The organism is Desulfosporosinus sp. BICA1-9 (assembly GCF_000802135.1).
In genome coordinates this window covers 25,845-43,465 of the sequence record NZ_JUEE01000072.1, presented here as the reverse complement: position 1 = coordinate 43,465, position 17,621 = coordinate 25,845, and the positions used below count along the sequence as shown (strand labels likewise).

Genomic DNA, 17,621 nt, shown 5'->3' with positions numbered 1-17,621 from the left:
CGATCCCAACGGCGTTGCCAAGCAGCATTTTGCTGCTTTGTTCCTTGATAAAGTTAACCTCGGACGGGATTTGCTCAGGCGTCCTGTTGGAAATTTCCATCCTCATACCGGCTGCCAATCCCTTTATGGAATGTCTTTTCAGATCCCGCTATAGGATATGCCGAGCCCCAGACAAGCGTGAGGGCTATAGCGCCAATCCACCCTTGTCGGATTGCCCAAAGTCTGAGTTGGATATTAAGGCGGAAAATCGTAATATTCTGGTTGCCTAAGAGAAAAAAGGGTTGGTTAGCAAGCCCTAATTATGTATTCCTTCAATATAACGATTAATTTCATTTTAGGTTTTCCAGACTTAAAGTCGTAGCTCCGAATTAGTGGCCACTGAAAAAGGGGCTAAATCCTTTCGAGATTTTGCCCCTTTTTCACTCAAAGACCCTTCACTACCCTCTTCACCAGTGTCTTTGCGATCTCAACCTTATAGGCATTTTTGGAAAGGGGCTTTGCTCCAACCAGAGCAAGCCTCGCTGCTTCAGCTACAATCTCTTCGGACAATTCTTTCCCTCTTAAAAATTCCTCGGCCTCAATGGCCCGAATGGGTTTGGGAGCTACCGCCCCTAGTATAATCCGGGCATCTTTACAGACCCCCTTATCTACTGTGATGAGACATGCAGCACTCACAATGGCGAAGTCAATGGGTTTCCTAAGAGTGAACTTAAGAAATTTTTGTCTGGCAACGGGAGAAGGCTTTGGAATATTAATCATCATTATCATCTCATCAGGTGCAAGTACATTCCCTATGGGAGTAAAGAACTCCTTCATTGGGATATTTCGGGTTCCTCCTCCACCTACAATAGTAAGCGATGCATCAAGAACGGTTAGTACCACAGCCATATCGGAGGGACAGACCGCAAAACATTTCTTTGCCTCCATAATGGCATGGTAGCGGTTCTCTCCAGGGACAGCAGGACATGTCTTCCCCCCTTTCCTGAAACACTTAATCATACCACCGATCTCCTCAGGATAACGGTAGTACCAACAGCGGGTATCCTGACCAAGGTTTCCACCGATCGTCGCCATATTCCGAATTAGAGGAGAGGCGACGGTAATGGCCGCCTCTTGGAGAATTGAGTAGGTTTTTTCGACTAAGGTCGAGGAGAGTATATTTATAAGGGGTGTTAAGGCACCAATCCTTATCCCATCGTCATTCTCTTCAATTGTATTTAGCTGAGCTATTGGTTTAATATTGATAATTACTTCAGGATAATCAGGGAGAATACGGTCCTTTAAGACTCCGAGGAGATCTGTTCCCCCAGCATTAAGCTTGGCCCTTCCTTTATATTTTACGAGTAGTTGGATCGCTTCATCCACTGAGCGGGCATTCTCATGAGCAAAGGATTTCATACTCTTCCCCCCTTCTTCAGAGTATCTATCTTCCCTAAAGCACTTAAGATCTTTTCTGGAGTGAGTGGATAATCATGGATCCGCACACCTATGGCATTGGTTACGGCCATGAGAACGGCAGAGGGCCCAGGAGACGGGGCAATCTCACCTACGCCAATGGCATGGAAGCGATGGGTGGGAAAGGGTGTTTCGAGGATTGCATGTTCCATCTCGGGAAGTTCTGCAAAGGTACGCCACTTGTAGTCGATCATATTGGGGTTCATGATGCGCCCGAGCCGTGTATCTAAAACCGTCTCTTCGAAAAGAGCGCTATCGATACCGGCAGAACCCAGGCAGCCATTGAGTTGATTTGTAATGCCAAGAGGGTCAATGATCTGTCCAACGTCGGTAGCAGCTACTACTCTGATCAGATCAACTTTGCCCGTTTCAGTATCAACTTCCACTTCGGTAAAGATCATCATAAAGTTGGGCTGAGTGAAATCAGGCTCGAAACGGCCGCGACCCAGACAGGTGCCATGATAGCGGAGCCCTTTGATCCACGGGAGCCTTACTTCGGGTTTCCCTTTCACGTAGACCATCCCGTCTTCCGTTTCCAAGTCTTCCGACGTAACATTAAACTTAGGAGCCATTATTTCATTAAACTTTGGGGCCATTAGTTCAAAAAGCTGTTTTTTAGCATCTTCAGCGGCAGCTATCACAACACTCCCTATGGCATAGGTCCCCCTCGAACCGACAGGTCCAAACTCAAAGGGGTTGATGCTTGAATCAGCCGCCGTGACAGAAACCCGGTCAAGAGGAAGCTGTAGAATCTCAGCCACGTACTTACAGATGTTGCTGCGCTGACCTGTGCCATGTTCCGCCAAGCCTGAGTAGATTGTAGCCTTACCATCGGGATCAAGACGTACAAAGGCCTCGGATACATCCTCCCCAACATCGGCATTACCGTGTACTCCAACCCCCACGCCTCTCCGCTTTGTACCCATGACAGATGTAGGCTTTAACCACCCTTGCCATTTTTCTTGCCAGCCGAAGGCTTTAGAGCCTTCTTCGATCGCCTTGGTGAAGTCGACTCCCTTAGAAACCCACCATTTTCCATCCCGCCAGTAATAGCCTTCCCCTGGTTTCACATAATTCCTCTTGAAGAAATCGACCGGATCAATGTTAGCCTTTTCCATTCCGAGAGTAAGGATGGGAACCAAGGCGCATTTCAGTTCTTGACCGCCGTAACCCCGCACCTGCCCTGAAGCTGTTCGGTTGGTGCATACCACTTGGGGTTTAAGATTCCAATTGGCACACTTCAGCATGAGTTGCACTTCACCGCACCCCACTGCTACCATACCCTGAGTCCCTTCTGAAAAGGCGCCGGTGTTAACTAACCAATCGCCCTCCAAGAACGTTACGGTGCCGTCCATTTGCATGCCTACCTTACCATGAATGCGGGATCCGATGCGGACTGAAAAGGCAGCCAAATGTTCTGCCTTCCCGTAACAAATCTTGACAGGCCTCCCTGTCGCTTTGGCGAGCGCAGCGGCCGGAAAAACATACTGCCAAGACATATACTTTGAACCATAACTCCCTCCAACGGGACTCCCGATCGACTTTACCTTAGTGGATCTCCCCATCAGATTCTGAAGGGCAACTTTGAGCATATGGGGACCCTGGGATGCCGACCAAACTGTTAAGGTATCTGTCCCTTCCCAAACCGCGATTGCTCCAGGAGATTCCGGTGGCAAAGGATTGGGTATATTCTCATAGGCATAGGTTCCCTCAACAATGAAATCAGCCTCTGCGATTCCCTGGTCTATATCCCCAATGACCAGCTCCTGAAGGGGGGTTGGTCCAAACACCCGGATTCCCCGTGGCAAGACATTACCCGGGAACTGCTCATACAACTGCGGTGCCTCGGGTTGTATAGCCTCATCTACATCATAGACTGCGGGAAGGGGTTCGTACTCGACCACAATCAGGCGGAGTGCCTCTTCTCCAATCTCCTCCGTCTCAGCCGCTACCAAGGCAACCGCGTCCCCAACATAACGGACCTTACTGTCGAGGACTCGAACGTGTTGTGGTAATCCCCCCATCCATTCGGGAATATCTTTGTGGGTGAGGACGGCCTTCACACCGGGGAGGTTCATCGCCTTGGTAGTATCGATACTCTTGATGAGAGCATGAGAATGAGGACTTCTGAGGACCTTAGCGTAGAGCATATTGGGAACGCTAAGATCATTAATGAATTTGGTTTTGCCCGTAACGATGTCGAGGGCATCCGTACGGGGTGTGGATTTGCCAATAAAGCGGTAGTCTTTCATTTCTTAACCGTCCTTTCGGGCAACTGCCATCACCGCATCCAGAACATGATAATGACTGTTGCACCGACAGAAATTCCCTGAGAGGGCTTCTTGGACCTCACCTCTTGTGGGAGAGGGGTTCTCAGTAAGGAGGGCCTTGGTGCTCATGATAATTCCCGGAGTACAGAACCCGCACTGGAAGGCCGTATGGTCGATAAAGGATTGCTGGATAGGATCAATGGATTCTGTCATAGGATCTCCTAAGCCTTCAATTGTAGAAATCTCCTTTCCTTCACACTCTACAGTCAAGAGCATACAGGAGAGGACCGCTTTCCCGTCCATCATCACAGTACAACAGCCACAAGCACCACGATCACAGGAAATTTTAGTACCCGTAAGCCCTAACCTCTCTCTTAGGGTGAAGGCTAAGGTGTGAGACGGAGAGACCTCGTGACAGCCCTCTCCCAAGGCGAATAAGTGGGTATCACCATTGATACTTAGAGTAAGAGTGGAATGGGATTTTTCTTTGGATGTTTGTTCCATTAATAACTTCCTCCCCCATAGTAAAACTTCGAACTTTCGGTTCTCGTTAAAACTCCACTTATGATCGATCGGCGATACTTTCCACCGGACACTATCGTCACCGAAGTCTCGATGTTCAACCTTAGTTCACGACTTCACACGCAATGTACCCTAAGCTCTTAGAAATCAGTTCACTTGCTTCCTTGGTTAGTGCTGCAATTTCCTCAATTTTCGTTCGCATTCGCCTACTAGGCCCTAATACAGCTATTGCAGCGTTTATCTTCTGGTCGTAAGAAAAAATAGGAGCTGCACAAGCCACAATATCCAGGGCATATTCTTCAAAATCAAACGCCAGCTGCTTGTGCCTGACCTTAAGTACCTCTTCTCTAAGGGCTTCCTTGTCTATGATTGTGTTCGGGGTAAACGTCTTCAACTCATGTTCTGACAAGTATCTATCGAATTCCTTATCTGGTAGTTCAGATAAAAATATCTTACCGGTTGCTGTGCAATGAGCGGAAAATTTCTTGCCTAGGGGTACAGAAACCTTGATGTCGGAAGGACTTTCCCATTGATCGATAAGCATTACTTTATCCTTATACCAAATTGTTAAGTGCACACTCTCCCCAGTTTTCTGGGTTAACCCTTGAAGCACAGGTCCAGCCAACGTGCGTATGTCCATACTATTAAAAAGCGCTAAGCTTAATCCAATCAGAGTGGAACCCAGTCTGAAACCACCGGATTTTGGATTTGATTGTACAAATCCGCCTGTTGCCAGAGTGGTCAGGATTCGATAAACCGTCGTGCGGTTCATATTCAGCTTATTGCTCAGTTCATTAACCGTCCACTCAGACTGTTGAGGGGAGAAACACTTGAGTAGTTCCATCGTTTTCAAAATTACTTTTATCGAGTATTTCTCTTCAGTTTCCAACTCGGCTCACTCCTTGTACGAGGTTCTCAAATGTTCATAATGATAACACAATGTTCACAATATAATATTAACACGATATAGAATTTTCTGTCAATTAATTTATAGGTAGTATCAGCGACCTTAAGCGAACTAACTTCGCTCGATGATTCAGTGGGGGTCTCTACCCTCCCCTACTGAATTAGAAGGTATTATAATGAATTTTGCCCGAATGGCACGTTAATTTGATAGACTGAAAATCGAAATTAAAAAGCTTGCAAACTTCCGTACTGTTGTGTCAATATTAACCTACAGAGCTACTAAATTCCCTTTTGGGGTTTTCAACTGTATTCCGTGTGTGCATAGGTAAAACTCAGTTTTGATGTCCAATTTTTACGGCTCGATCATATTTGTAAGTGTTGAGGAATAGGAGGCAACCGGTATGAAACCGTCAGTTTATATAGGCATCGACCTAGGGGGAACTTCCATCAAGATGGGCCTTGTAGATCAGCTAGGCAATATTCTCCATACTCTGGAAAGTCCAACGCCGGTCAAAGCAGGTTACCATCAGATATTAGCTGTTTTCTCTCAAATGGCTGAACAACTTTTTCGGAAAAGTCAATATGAATGGAAAGATATTATTGGCGTAGGAGCTGGTGTTCCTGCATTTCTCGATCAGCAAAAGGGTATTGTCGTTGAGGCAGTTAACCTTGGCTGGGATCATGTACCTTTGAAAGCAGATCTAGAGAGAATGTGGATGGTGCCAATTATGGTTGATAACGACGCAAATGCAGCCGCCTTGGGAGAAATGTGGAGTGGGGCTGGAAAAGGAGCTTCACATTTAATCTGCCTGACACTGGGCACCGGAATCGGTGGTGGCGTAATTATCAATGGTAATATTTATCACGGCGCAAATGGATGTGCGGGCGAAGTAGGGCACATTACTGTTAAGCCTCAAGGTGGCCGTAGGTGTAATTGCGGCAGAAAGGGTTGCCTGGAAACTGAAACGTCGGCAACAGCCATTGTGTCGGATGCCCTGGAACAGGTAAAGGGGATGTCAACCGGACCGTTAAAAGACGAATATGACCGAACGGGAACGGTTTCAGCCAAGTCAGTGGTCCAATTGGCCCAACAAGGGGATTCTATTTGCTTAGAGATTATCACAAAAGTTGGCTGCATCCTTGGAAACACCTTGGCTCAAATGTGTTATCTGTTAAATCCTGAGGTTATCGTGATTGGCGGAGGAGTTGCACATGCAGGCAAGATACTTTTTGATCCCCTGACGAAGGCCTTTAATAAGGCGATTCTGCCAAGAGTAGCAGAAAACACATCCATTGTTCCAGCTAAACTGGGAAACCTGGCAGGGTTAACGGGTGCTGCCTGGTTGATTCATCGAAAATACACATTAAATAAGCCTTAAGGTCAAAGGTGATTGACCTTAAGGCTCCTGAGGCGGACAGAGAAGCTCTCAGACTCAGAAAGATGCCAAGTTCATGATATCCAAAGAATTCACGCAATCTTTAGAGCCCTTTTAATTTCCAAGCGAGATCGTTCCAGCGCAATTCGTTACGGAAAGCCAAAAGATTGGTGTCCTTGTTAATTAATAGACATTCAACACCCACCATTTCAGACCAATCAAGCAATTGTTCAGCACTTACCTTCAATGAAAAACAAGTATGGTGAGCTCCACCAGCACGTATCCAAGCTTCAGCTGCCTCTTGAAGATTGGGCTGAGGTTTCCAAAGAACTCTGGCAACGGGAAGCTTTGGCAGTGAATGCGGTGATTTTACAGCATCTACTTCATTAACAATCAGACGGAAGCGTCCTCCTATATCTATTAGTGAGACACAAATTGCAGGGCCAGTTGCACCATCAAAGACCAATCGTGCAGGATCAGCTTTTCCACCAATAGAAAGTGGATGAACTTCAATCCGCGGGCGAGAAGCGGCTATGGTTGGGCAAATTTCAAGCATGTGTGCTCCAAGGATCATTTCGTTACCTTTTTCCAGATGATAGGTGTAATCTTCCATGAGAGAAGTCCCTTTTCCTGCAGCCATGATCTTCATGATTCGAACCAAGGCGGCCGTTTTCCAGTCCCCTTCAGCACCGAAGCCATACCCTGCCGCCATGAGACGTTGTGCTGCCAAACCAGGGAGCTGTTTCATACCATGCAAATCTTGAAAGGTCGTGGTAAAGGCACTATAACCACCTTCTATCAAGAAGGCCTTTAAGGCCAGTTCAATACGAGCCTGTTCTCGAACAGCCTCACGAAGCGAACCTTCTTCCCTAGCTTCTAAAACAATATCATATAGAGTTTCATATTCTTCCATCAATTGGTTTACTTCTGCGTCAGAAATGCCGTCAATATATCTTACTAAATCCCCTACTCCGTACCCGTTTATAGACCAACCCAATTTGATTTGGGCTTCTACCTTATCTCCTTCTGTTACAGCCACTTCGCGCATATTATCGCCAAACCGTGCAACCTTAAGCTGGCGTCCCTCTGTGTATCCTACAGCCGTGTGCATCCAAGTACCTATTCTTTGGCAGACTTCAGGGTCCTCCCAGTAGCCGACAACCACTTTCCGAGGAATCCGCAGGCGAGCACCGATAAAACCATATTCACGGTCACCATGAGCGGATTGGTTTAAATTCATAAAATCCATGTCAATATTACCCCAGGGCAGGTCACGATTAAACTGAGTATGCAGATGTAAGAGCGGTTTGTTCAACTCTGAAAGGCCGGCAATCCACATTTTTGCGGGTGAAAAGGTGTGCATCCATGTAATTAGGCCAGCACAAGAATCATCAACATTTGCCTCCAGACACAACTTGCGAATACCCTCCGGTGTTTTCAAGACTGACTTAAATTCGATTTGATAAGGGATGGCTGAATCGTGATCTAAGCCCTTCGTCATCAACCTAGAATGTTCCTCTACCTTCAGAAGCACTTCAGGTCCATATAAATCTTGACTTCCAGTCACAAACCAAAATACTGATTTTTTAATATCTAACATCATTTCATCTCTCCATCTTCGTCTCATTTTTTATATTCTCTATAAGGAAACTTACTTCAGGTGGAGTTTATCTCCATCTGTTTTCCTATTGTCCATAATAAGCATTTACACCATGCTTTCTTAGAAAATGCTTATCCAGCAAGATCTGATCAATCGAATTAACTCCAGGCGTAAGCGAGCAGGCAGTATAAGCCATCATGGCAACTTCTTCAAGTACCACAGAATTATGCACTGCCTCTTGAGCATCCTTTCCCCAAGTAAAAGGCCCATGATTATTCACTAGCACTCCTGGCATATAAATTGGATTCCTACCTAAAAAAGTTTCTACTATTACTGCTCCAGTTTGCTTTTCATAGTCTACCTGTATTTCTTCTGGCGTCAGCTTTCTAGTGCATGGTATTTCTCCGTAGAAATAGTCCGCATGAGTGGTTCCTAGGGCCGGAATTCCTTTACCCGCTTGTGCCCAGCTCGTAGCCCATCTCGAATGAGTATGAGCCACACCACCCACCTGATTGAAATTTTTATAAATAACAAGATGAGTTGGAGTATCCGATGAAGGCTTTAACTTACCTTCTACTTGATTTCCATCAAGATCGACGACAACAAGATCTTCAAGTTTAAGTTCTTCGTAAGGAACACCACTAGGTTTAATGACAATAAGATTGCTCCTACGATCAATGCCACTGACATTTCCCCAGGTATAGGTTACAAGACCTTTTTTAGGTAGTTCTAGGTTTGCATCCAGGACGGATCTTTTTAATTCTTCTAGCATATAATTAGCTCCTTTAAGGTGACTGCTCCTATTTTACTGCGGCTTTTATCTTCTTAAGTCTTTTCATGACATCATTTGTACCTCGTCCGAAGTAATCATGGAGGATATTGTATTCCACGTAAAGCTCTTCATAGATTTCAACATTCTTTTTATTGGGTTTATAATAGTCTTCTTTCACCTTACCCATGTGTTTTGCTGCCTCAACAATTGAGTCATATCCGCCCTTTTCTTTCCCTGCAACAACTGCTCCAAACATGGCAGAACCAAGAGCAGGAGTTTGAGCTGAAGCTGATATTCTAATTTCACGGTTAGTTACATCAGAATAGATCTGCATCATGAACTTATTTTTCTCAGCAATCCCACCAGCTGCATATAATTCACGAATAGGAACCCCATTTTCCTCGAAGGTATCAATTATTTTCCGTGTTCCATAAGCTGTTGCTTCTATTAAGGCCCTATAGATCTCCTCCGGTTTTGTTAAAAGAGTACACCCTAAAATCATTCCGGTAAGGTCAACATCCACCAATACCGATCTATTTCCATTCCACCAATCTAAGGCAATCAGTCCACTTTCTCCTACTTGGAGTTTTTCAGCCTTTTCTGTCAATAGCCCATGAATATCTAGGCCTCGTTCTTCAGCTTCCTTGGTTAGGCTAGCAGGCACACAATTTTCTACAAACCATTCGAAATGGTCTCCCACGCAGGATTGACCTGCTTCATAACCCAATAGGCCAGGAATAATTCCGTCTTCAACGACACCGCACATACCGGGAACGATTTTTTCGTCGGTCCCCAGCATGACATGGCATGTTGATGTTCCCATAATCATTAACATTTTGCCTGCCTCCGTCATGCCCAAGGCCGGAACTGAGACGTGAGCATCGACATTACCAACAGCTACAGCAGTTCCAATTTTTAACCCCGTGAGTTCTGCCGCTTGAGGCGTAATTTCCCCTGCTTTTGAACCTATGGCATAGATGTCAGTGCTAAGTTTCTCTTCAACTACGTTTTCAAGGTTTGGATGAAGCGCTTTGAAGAAATCCTGGGAAGGATACCCCTCATGTTTATGCCATATTGCTTTATACCCTGCTGTACAACTATTTCGTTTTTCTTCTCCAGTAAGCTGATAGACTACCCAGTCAGCCGCTTCCATGAATCGATCTGCCAACTTATAAAGTTCGGGTGCCTCATGAACAATTTGGAGTATTTTAGGTATCATCCATTCTGAAGAAATTTTTCCCCCGTAATTTTTAAGGAATTTCTCTCCTCTTTCCTCCGCTAGTTTGTTCAACTGATTCGCTTCCTCTTGGGCAGCATGGTGTTTCCAAAGCTTCACATAGGCATGAGGATTTGATTTCAAGTCTTCGTCGAAGCATAGTGGCGAGCCATCCTTGTAGGTTGGTAACATGGTACAAGCCGTAAAGTCAATCCCAACCCCAATGACATCTTCAGCCTTGACTCCTGATTTCTTTAAAACTGCAGAAATAGTTGCACTTAGAACCTCCAGATAATCTTGAGGATGTTGAAGCGCCCAATCCGGTTCTAGCTTAGTCACGCCATCCGGCAAATACTCGTCCATGACGCCATGAGGATAAACCTTGACTGCAGCAGCGACCTCTTTCCCAGTCTCTACTTCAACAAGTACTGCTCTTCCAGATTGAGTTCCGTAATCCACTCCAATAGCATATTTATGATTCATTGATTTTCCATCCCCTTGATCATATTAATTTATGTTTAAGTAACGTCACTTTGATTGGATAATAACCTATTAGCAATAGTGCTAACGGGAAGAGAACAACCATTCCAGGTATCATATAAACCACGCCAAAGATTATGCAGAAAATCCCATCGAATAACGTTATTCTTCGTTCGTTGGCTGTCTTATAGTTCTTCTTTGCGGCATCATACGAAATTTGTTTACCAGGGTATTTATTAAACGCAATTCCATACATTCCGATGGCCATAATTATTAATCCTAGAACAATATTTGAGTGAGACATAGACGACTCTCCTTTAAACCTTTTTCCATACGATAAACTACATTGTTTATACCGTTATACAGATAAAAGCTGAAAATACTATTCAGCTTTTATCCAAATATGAAGGTATGATTTTTCTACAGAACCTCTCACCGTTGGGTCAAGCACTATCTGCAACAGTATTCTATTGCTGATAATTGACTTCGAAATGCCAGACAAGGCAACTCATTTAGGCAGTTTTTGATTTTGAGTAGACATCAAATGCGACAGCCATTAATAATACTAAGCCTTTGATGGTCTGTTGCCAGTCAATCCCGACGCCTATTAATGACATGCCATTGTTCATAACACCCATAACAAGCCCACCTATGATTGCGCCCATGATCGTACCTATGCCTCCAGCGGTTGATGCCCCTCCTATGAAGCAGGCAGCAATAGCATCCAGCTCAAAGTTTGAACCAGCATTGGGTGTTGCGGAATTTAATCTAGCAGCAAAGACCAGTCCCGAAAGAGCCGCTAGTATCCCCATATTTACGAAGACCATGAAGATCACTTGCTTTGTTTTGACCCCAGAAAGTCTTGCGGCCTTTTCATTGCCACCAAGGGCATAAATATGTCTTCCTAAAGTCGTCTTAGTTGTAATAAACGTATAGAAACCGATTAATACCAGCAATAAGACTAAAACATTGGGTATTCCTTTGTAAATAGCGAGGGTATAGAAAAATAAATTTAAGACAGTGACCAGTGCCACAATTTTTACGATCAACGGCCCCAGTGATACCACTTCAAAATTGTATTTCTTTTGAGTCTTTCTCTTACTTATTTCATAGATCACATATAAAACTGATAGAAGTAGTCCGATAACAATCGTGGTGATATGAATACCTGTCCCATGAAAGAAATCTGGTATAAAACCCGTGCTCATTTTTTGGAAAGAGCTTGGAAATGGTGCGATTGAAGTGCCTTTGAGGGAAACGTAAGTCAGACCTCTGAATATTAACATTCCCGCCAGAGTCGTGATAAAGGCGGGTATTCTGACATAAGCAATCCAGAACCCTTGAAAGGCTCCTATCAGGGCGCCAACTATAAGGCAAATCAGGATCCCCAAGGCAACCGGAACATCATTGTTAATGATCAAGATCCCTGAAAGAGCTCCTACGACAGCGGCGACTGAACCCACGGATAGATCTATCTGAAAAGAAACTATGACCAGTAACATACCAATTGCTAAAATTAATATATAGCTATTCTGTAAGATTAAATTGGTAACGTTCAAAGGTTTTAATAATATACCACCGGAAGCAATCTGAAAGAAGATCATAATTCCGACTAACGCTATAACCATACTGTATTTGGTTATATTTTCTTTAAAAATTTTATATAGAGCTCCCATACTTATACCTCCTGCCCCTGTTTCATAATCATTTCCATAATTTTTTCCTGAGATGCTTCCTTCGCGCTAATCTCTCCTAATACTTTTCCATCATTCATGACATAGATCCGATCACACATCCCCAGCAATTCAGGAAGTTCCGAAGAAATAAGCAATATGCCCTTTCCTTCCGTTGCTAATTGATTAATAATCGTGTATATTTCATATTTTGCACCGACATCAATGCCTCGGGTTGGTTCATCCATGATTAATATATCGGGTTCAGTGAAAATCCATTTACTGAGTACTACCTTTTGTTGGTTTCCACCACTTAGATTACCGGTTTGCTGCAAGATTCCAGAACACTTGATATTTAATTTTGAACGTAAATTCTCTGAATGCACAATTTCTTCATTTTCGTTGACGATACCGCCCTTGGATATTCTCTTCAGATTAGCTAATGAAATATTTGCCTTTATGTGATCTATTAAAATTAATCCGAATTCTTTTCTGTCCTCTGTAACGTATGCCAGACCGTTTTTAATAGCCTTATTTACATTGTTGATGTTTATTTCTTGACCGTCTTTATAGATTTGACCACTTATTTTTTTGCCATAGGATTTACCAAAGATACTCATAGCAAGTTCGGTTCTTCCTGCACCCATAAGGCCAGCAATGCCTACAACTTCCCCTTTACGAACATTGATGTTGACATTATCACAGACTTTACGTCCACTGCTTATCGGATGATAGACCGTCCAATTCTTAACTTCAAAGTTGATCTCACCAATTTCCGCTTCTCTTGGTGGGTAACGATGGACTAAATCCCTGCCTACCATACCTTTGATGATCTTGTCGACCGTTATATTATCATTTTTTGTATCGAGTGTTTCGATGCATGTCCCATCGCGTATAATCGTAATTGAATCAGCAATCTTGGAGATCTCGTTTAATTTATGGGAAATAAGGATCGATGTAATCCCTTGGCTTTTAAGTTCAGCAATCAGATCGATCAAATTCTGACTATCATCTTCATTCAAAGCAGCTGTGGGTTCGTCCAAAATTAATAATTTAACTTCTTTTGATAAAGCCTTGGCAATTTCAACGAGTTGTTGCTTACCAACCCCAATATTAGCAATCAGAGTCTTTGGGGATTCGTTCAATCCGACTTTTTTAAGTAATTCTGTTGTTCTCCTTGTAGTTTCATTCCAGTCAACGATTCCATAGTTACTTCGTTCGTTTCCAAGAAAGATATTTTCTGCAATCGATAAAAAGGGTATTAGAGCCAACTCTTGATGAATGATTACAATCCCTAAGCGTTCACTTTGTTTGATATCTTTAAACTCGCATAACTTGTTATGAAATAGGATGTCTCCGGTATAGCTCCCGTGGGGATACACACCGCTCAAAACCTTCATTAGTGTTGATTTACCTGCCCCATTTTCCCCAACTAGTGCGTGAATCTCTCCTTGTCTAACCTTTAAATTAACGTTATTGAGCGCCTTAACACCAGGAAAAGTTTTAGTAATCTTTTTCATTTCGAGAATGGTCTCTGCCATAGGATTTCAGCTCCTACCATAAAAAATAATTTAGTGATGGGTATAGCACGATCGATATACACCATCACTAAATAGCATTCAGTCAATTACGAATCTTTATTCTTTACTTGAGTTTATCTGCTGTATAGTATCCACTTTCAATTAAGATCTTTTCATAATTTGTTTTATCAACAACCACTGGATCACAGAGGAAGGAAGGAACAACTTTAAGTCCGGTGTCATATGTTTTTGTATCATTAACGACTGGAGTTTTACCTTTTAGGACAAAGTCTGCCATTTCAGCAGCTTTAGCTGCCAATACTCTGGTGTCCTTAAAGATCGAGGTGGTTTGTTCACCAGCGATGATTGATTTGACCGAAGCGACTTCACAGTCTTGTCCTGAGATGATCGGCATTTTTTGAGTAGCTGATCCATAGCCGACGCCCTTCAAGGATGAAATGATACCAATACTGATACCATCATAAGGAGATAAGACTGCATCAACTTTAGCGGTTGTATAGTTTTTACTAAGTATGTTATCCATTCTCGCCTGTGCGGTAGCGCCGTCCCATCTTAGGGTTCCGACTTGTGCATAAGCTGTTTGTCCACTCTTGACAACTAATTTACCAGACGTGATGTACGGCTGTAAAACGGACATAGCTCCATCAAAGAAGAATTTAGCATTGTTATCATCTGGAGATCCAGCAAACAATTCAATGTTAAAGGGTCCTTTTCCATCCTTTAAGCCTAACGCTGTTTCAATGGAACCTGCTTGAAGGACACCGACTTTGAAGTTATCGAAGGTTGCATAGTAATCTACGTAAGCGCTCTTCGTGATCAGTCGGTCGTAGGATATTACTGGAATCTTGGCATCATGAGCCTTTTGTAAGACATCTGTTAAAGCTGTACCATCAATTGAAGCAATGACTAAGACGTTTGCGCCTTTCGTGATCATATTTTCGATCTGTGCTACCTGATTCGGTACATTATTATCACCATACTGTAAATCAGTCTTATAACCGAGTGCTTCCAAGGATTTTACCATGTTATTGCCATCGTCAATCCATCTCTGGGATGTCTTTGTGGGCATAGCAATACCGGCGATTTTACCATTGCTTTCTACTGTTGGGCTTGGAGTAGCTGAGCTTGGAGCTGCTGGTTTCGCTGCACCGCAGGCTGTCGTCATGACCATGACTAATAAGAGCATTAAAACTGACAGGACCTTTTTCATTCTTTTTCCCCCTTATTTTTTTATAGAAATATATCACTATTCCTTTACCGTGTTATCATTACTTCTTTTAGATATACTGGCAAAAGATAGTAACCGAAAGAGTAAATATCTCAACCTTAGACTTAGTTAATTAAATTATCTAAGTTAGGTATATTGTATATTGCCGGAATCTGAATAGTCAAGCACTATCTTTAAGACAACTTACTCATTGATAGTTTCAAATAATGCATCAGTTAACCCTGTCGATGTGAATATTTTTTTCAGTACTAAGGTAAGCGCCCCAATAGCGATGGCATTTTCGCCCAATTCCGAGATGACAATAGAAACTGCATGAGCTGGTTTTGCTAAAGCCCGACGTTCGACCGTCTTTCTTAAAGAATCCATGATGAAATCAGCGGATCCGAAAACTCCTCCACTTAAAATAATCAGCGATGGATTGAGAGTATTGATCAGATTAGCAATGCCTATTCCAAGATAGCGGCCTGTGTCTTCTAACACGTCTATTGCCACTTGATCCTCTTGCTGCGCTGCCAAGTAGAGCATTTTTCCATCAATAAGCTCGATGTTTCCTTTAACCATATCCTCCAGAATTGACTTCTTGCCAAAACGAATGGCCTGCTGGGCTCTCACCGCAAGCGCAGTCCCGCCTACCATACTTTCAAGACAACCGTAGTTACCACAGCTGCATTTTGGTCCATTGATATCAATGATTGTATGCCCTATTTCACCTGCAGTGAATGAGGTTCCACGATACAACTGATGATCTAAAATAATACCTGCCCCTACGCCTGTTCCAACCCGGAACAAGATAAAATTAGGAACGCACTTCCCTTGACCAAACCAACTTTCTCCGATGGCCTGAGCTCGAATATCATTTTCCACTTCAACGGGCAAATCAAATTTATGTTCTAGGTACGCTTTGATGGCGATGTTACGAAAATTAAGATGAGGAGCAAAAATCGAAACTCCTTGTTCGGAGTCGACAAGGCCATGCATACCCACGCCAATTCCTAGAATAGACTCCATTTTGGGGTTCGCTCTCTCGATAACCTTTTCGATGACGTCTGCCAGGGTTGCCAAGAACTGTTCACACGTCGGATTTTCTACATACCTCGCTTCTACTTGGGTGATCACATTTCCATCCAAGGTGGCCGCCACTGCCTTAACTTTCTTCGGCCCAGCATAAACGCCAACCACATGGAAAGCGGAGGAGTTAATTCTGAGCATAATCGGTTTTCTTCCACCCGTAGACTCACCCAGATCGGTTTCTACCACCAATTTTGTGTCAATTAATTCCCCAACAAGATTCGTAACTGTAGGGGGAGTTAGCTTTGTCAATTTTGCTATCTCAGCTCTCGAAATAAGGCCATGCTGCCTGACGACATTGAGAATTGCCGATTTATTCAGAGATTTCATGCCCTGAAAACTCCCGACTGAAATTGGTTCACCCACGCTTTCACTCCCTTTTTTGTGCCAATTGTGATATTCCATTATCGAATCAGGATATCTGGGCGGAGGTAAATTTGGCCGTTTTTCTCCATCCGCATATACTCCCATTCCCCTGTGTATGTTAAAAATTCCGGCCCATTCTCGGTAACCAAAATTGTATCTTCTGATTTTATTCCTTTGAGGGATGGGTTCCAAGCAAAGGCTTGATGATCCTGAACCACGCCCTCACTATTCAAATTAGCCAAAAATTCACGTGAAGCATACCCTGTCGGACCGCCTTGATGAAGGGAACGCCAATCCTCTTCATAGCCCATTTTTCTATACACTTCAATACCTTGCCGAAAAACATCCTTGATCGGGACTCCTGGCCGAGTCGCCAGATTAAACGCTAGATCAATTTCTAACAATTTTCGTTTATTCTGCTGTAGTTCCTCCGAGATTGGTCCAAAATGAACAAAGCGAGTTGCACTAGCGACTAAGCCCCATTTTTCACCACAAAGGACAAGCATCGCATAATTCTCCAGCTTTTTCTCCGTAGGAATGGGATGACGATACTTATAAATTCTCTGATCCGTTGCCACCAGAAGTACTTGCGGTTGGATTCCTAGACTTACTACTTTCGAGGTTAGAAGCGCTTGAATCTCGAATTCTGACATTCCTGGTCCAATCTGTCGGCACGTCATTTCCAAAGCTCTAGCAACGTTTTGTGACAACCATCGATAGTGATCAATTTCTTCAAGACTTAAGACATAGGACAGCTCCGCTAATTCCTTGCTCAGGTCTATTCCTGCTGTAAGAGGAACCGTTTCTGGGCACATATCCGTCCCCATCTTTTTCCCTTGGCATAAGTTGTCAATCGCCACTTGATGTCCCTCAAACCACTCTGGCGTGATCCACTCAATTTCCAGATCAGACAGTTCCTCTTCCTGTATGCGGGCAAACTCCATTTTAGTCGTGATGCAGCAAACCTTGTCCTCAAAGACTAACAAATCCGCTACTCCTAGCTCTGTCGAGGAAAAGATATAGTTTACCCGTCCGTTCGTCAGCCATGAAAAGCTCCGACGTTTACGGAGAAGGACTCCGTCTAAAGACTTCTCTCTTAGTAAATTCCTGATTCTCTGGATTTTTCCTTTTGTAGTCATTAATTATCA

15 protein-coding genes are annotated in these 17,621 nt (G+C 43.6%); 2 read left to right on the top strand and 13 right to left on the bottom strand.

Annotated features, from left to right (window positions below):
• Positions 1 to 269, top strand: a 269-nt coding sequence (locus tag JL57_RS09270; RefSeq protein ID WP_291299890.1) for a hypothetical protein, incomplete at its 5' end; no start/stop codon positions are given.
• A gap of 154 nt (positions 270 to 423) precedes the next feature.
• Here JL57_RS09270 and JL57_RS09265 read toward each other — a convergent pair.
• From JL57_RS09265 to JL57_RS09250, 4 genes are all read right to left on the bottom strand, one after another.
• Entirely contained in the window at positions 424 to 1,398 is a 975-nt protein-coding gene (locus JL57_RS09265; RefSeq protein WP_034141765.1) for a xanthine dehydrogenase family protein subunit M, read from the bottom strand.
• On the bottom strand, positions 1,395 to 3,707 hold the full coding sequence (locus JL57_RS09260; RefSeq protein WP_034141764.1) for a xanthine dehydrogenase family protein molybdopterin-binding subunit: 2,313 nt from the start codon (positions 3,705 to 3,707) through the stop codon (positions 1,395 to 1,397). The genes JL57_RS09265 and JL57_RS09260 overlap by 4 nt, the downstream gene beginning before the upstream one ends.
• 3 nt (positions 3,708 to 3,710) lie before the next feature.
• A complete protein-coding gene (locus tag JL57_RS09255) occupies positions 3,711 to 4,229 on the bottom strand; it encodes a (2Fe-2S)-binding protein (RefSeq protein WP_034141763.1) in 519 nt (172 codons plus the stop codon).
• Positions 4,230 to 4,350: 121 nt separating this feature from the next.
• Positions 4,351 to 5,136 (bottom strand): IclR family transcriptional regulator, encoded by a 786-nt coding sequence (locus JL57_RS09250; RefSeq protein ID WP_034141762.1) that lies wholly within the window; start codon positions 5,134 to 5,136, stop codon positions 4,351 to 4,353.
• A 418-nt stretch (positions 5,137 to 5,554) separates the two neighbouring features.
• Between JL57_RS09250 and JL57_RS09245 the strand changes: the two genes are divergently transcribed.
• A complete protein-coding gene (locus JL57_RS09245; RefSeq protein WP_034141761.1) occupies positions 5,555 to 6,532 on the top strand; it encodes an ROK family glucokinase in 978 nt (325 codons plus the stop codon).
• Positions 6,533 to 6,632: 100 nt separating this feature from the next.
• Here the strand turns inward: JL57_RS09245 and araA are convergent, their stop codons facing one another.
• From araA to JL57_RS09200, 9 genes are all read right to left on the bottom strand, one after another.
• A complete protein-coding gene (gene araA, locus JL57_RS09240) occupies positions 6,633 to 8,129 on the bottom strand; it encodes an L-arabinose isomerase (protein ID WP_034141760.1) in 1,497 nt (498 codons plus the stop codon).
• A gap of 85 nt (positions 8,130 to 8,214) precedes the next feature.
• A complete protein-coding gene (gene araD, locus JL57_RS09235) occupies positions 8,215 to 8,901 on the bottom strand; it encodes an L-ribulose-5-phosphate 4-epimerase (RefSeq protein WP_034141759.1) in 687 nt (228 codons plus the stop codon).
• Positions 8,902 to 8,929: 28 nt separating this feature from the next.
• Positions 8,930 to 10,600: a ribulokinase gene (locus JL57_RS09230; protein ID WP_034141758.1), complete on the bottom strand. Its 1,671-nt coding sequence runs from the start codon at positions 10,598 to 10,600 to the stop codon at positions 8,930 to 8,932.
• 19 nt (positions 10,601 to 10,619) lie between these two features.
• Positions 10,620 to 10,901, bottom strand: a complete 282-nt coding sequence (locus JL57_RS09225) for a hypothetical protein (protein ID WP_034141757.1) — start codon at positions 10,899 to 10,901, stop codon at positions 10,620 to 10,622.
• A 208-nt stretch (positions 10,902 to 11,109) separates the two neighbouring features.
• Complete coding sequence (gene mmsB, locus JL57_RS09220) at positions 11,110 to 12,273, bottom strand: multiple monosaccharide ABC transporter permease (RefSeq protein ID WP_034141756.1); 1,164 nt, start codon at positions 12,271 to 12,273, stop codon at positions 11,110 to 11,112.
• A 2-nt stretch (positions 12,274 to 12,275) separates the two neighbouring features.
• Positions 12,276 to 13,811, bottom strand: coding sequence for a multiple monosaccharide ABC transporter ATP-binding protein (mmsA, locus tag JL57_RS09215; RefSeq protein WP_034141755.1), 1,536 nt, complete (start codon positions 13,809 to 13,811; stop codon positions 12,276 to 12,278).
• 103 nt (positions 13,812 to 13,914) lie between these two features.
• Positions 13,915 to 15,021, bottom strand: a complete 1,107-nt coding sequence (gene chvE, locus JL57_RS09210) for a multiple monosaccharide ABC transporter substrate-binding protein (RefSeq protein ID WP_034141754.1) — start codon at positions 15,019 to 15,021, stop codon at positions 13,915 to 13,917.
• A gap of 201 nt (positions 15,022 to 15,222) precedes the next feature.
• A complete protein-coding gene (locus tag JL57_RS09205) occupies positions 15,223 to 16,473 on the bottom strand; it encodes an ROK family transcriptional regulator (protein WP_034141753.1) in 1,251 nt (416 codons plus the stop codon).
• Between the two features lie 38 nt (positions 16,474 to 16,511).
• A complete protein-coding gene (locus JL57_RS09200; RefSeq protein ID WP_034141752.1) occupies positions 16,512 to 17,612 on the bottom strand; it encodes a Xaa-Pro peptidase family protein in 1,101 nt (366 codons plus the stop codon).
• Positions 17,613 to 17,621: the final 9 nt, after the last annotated feature.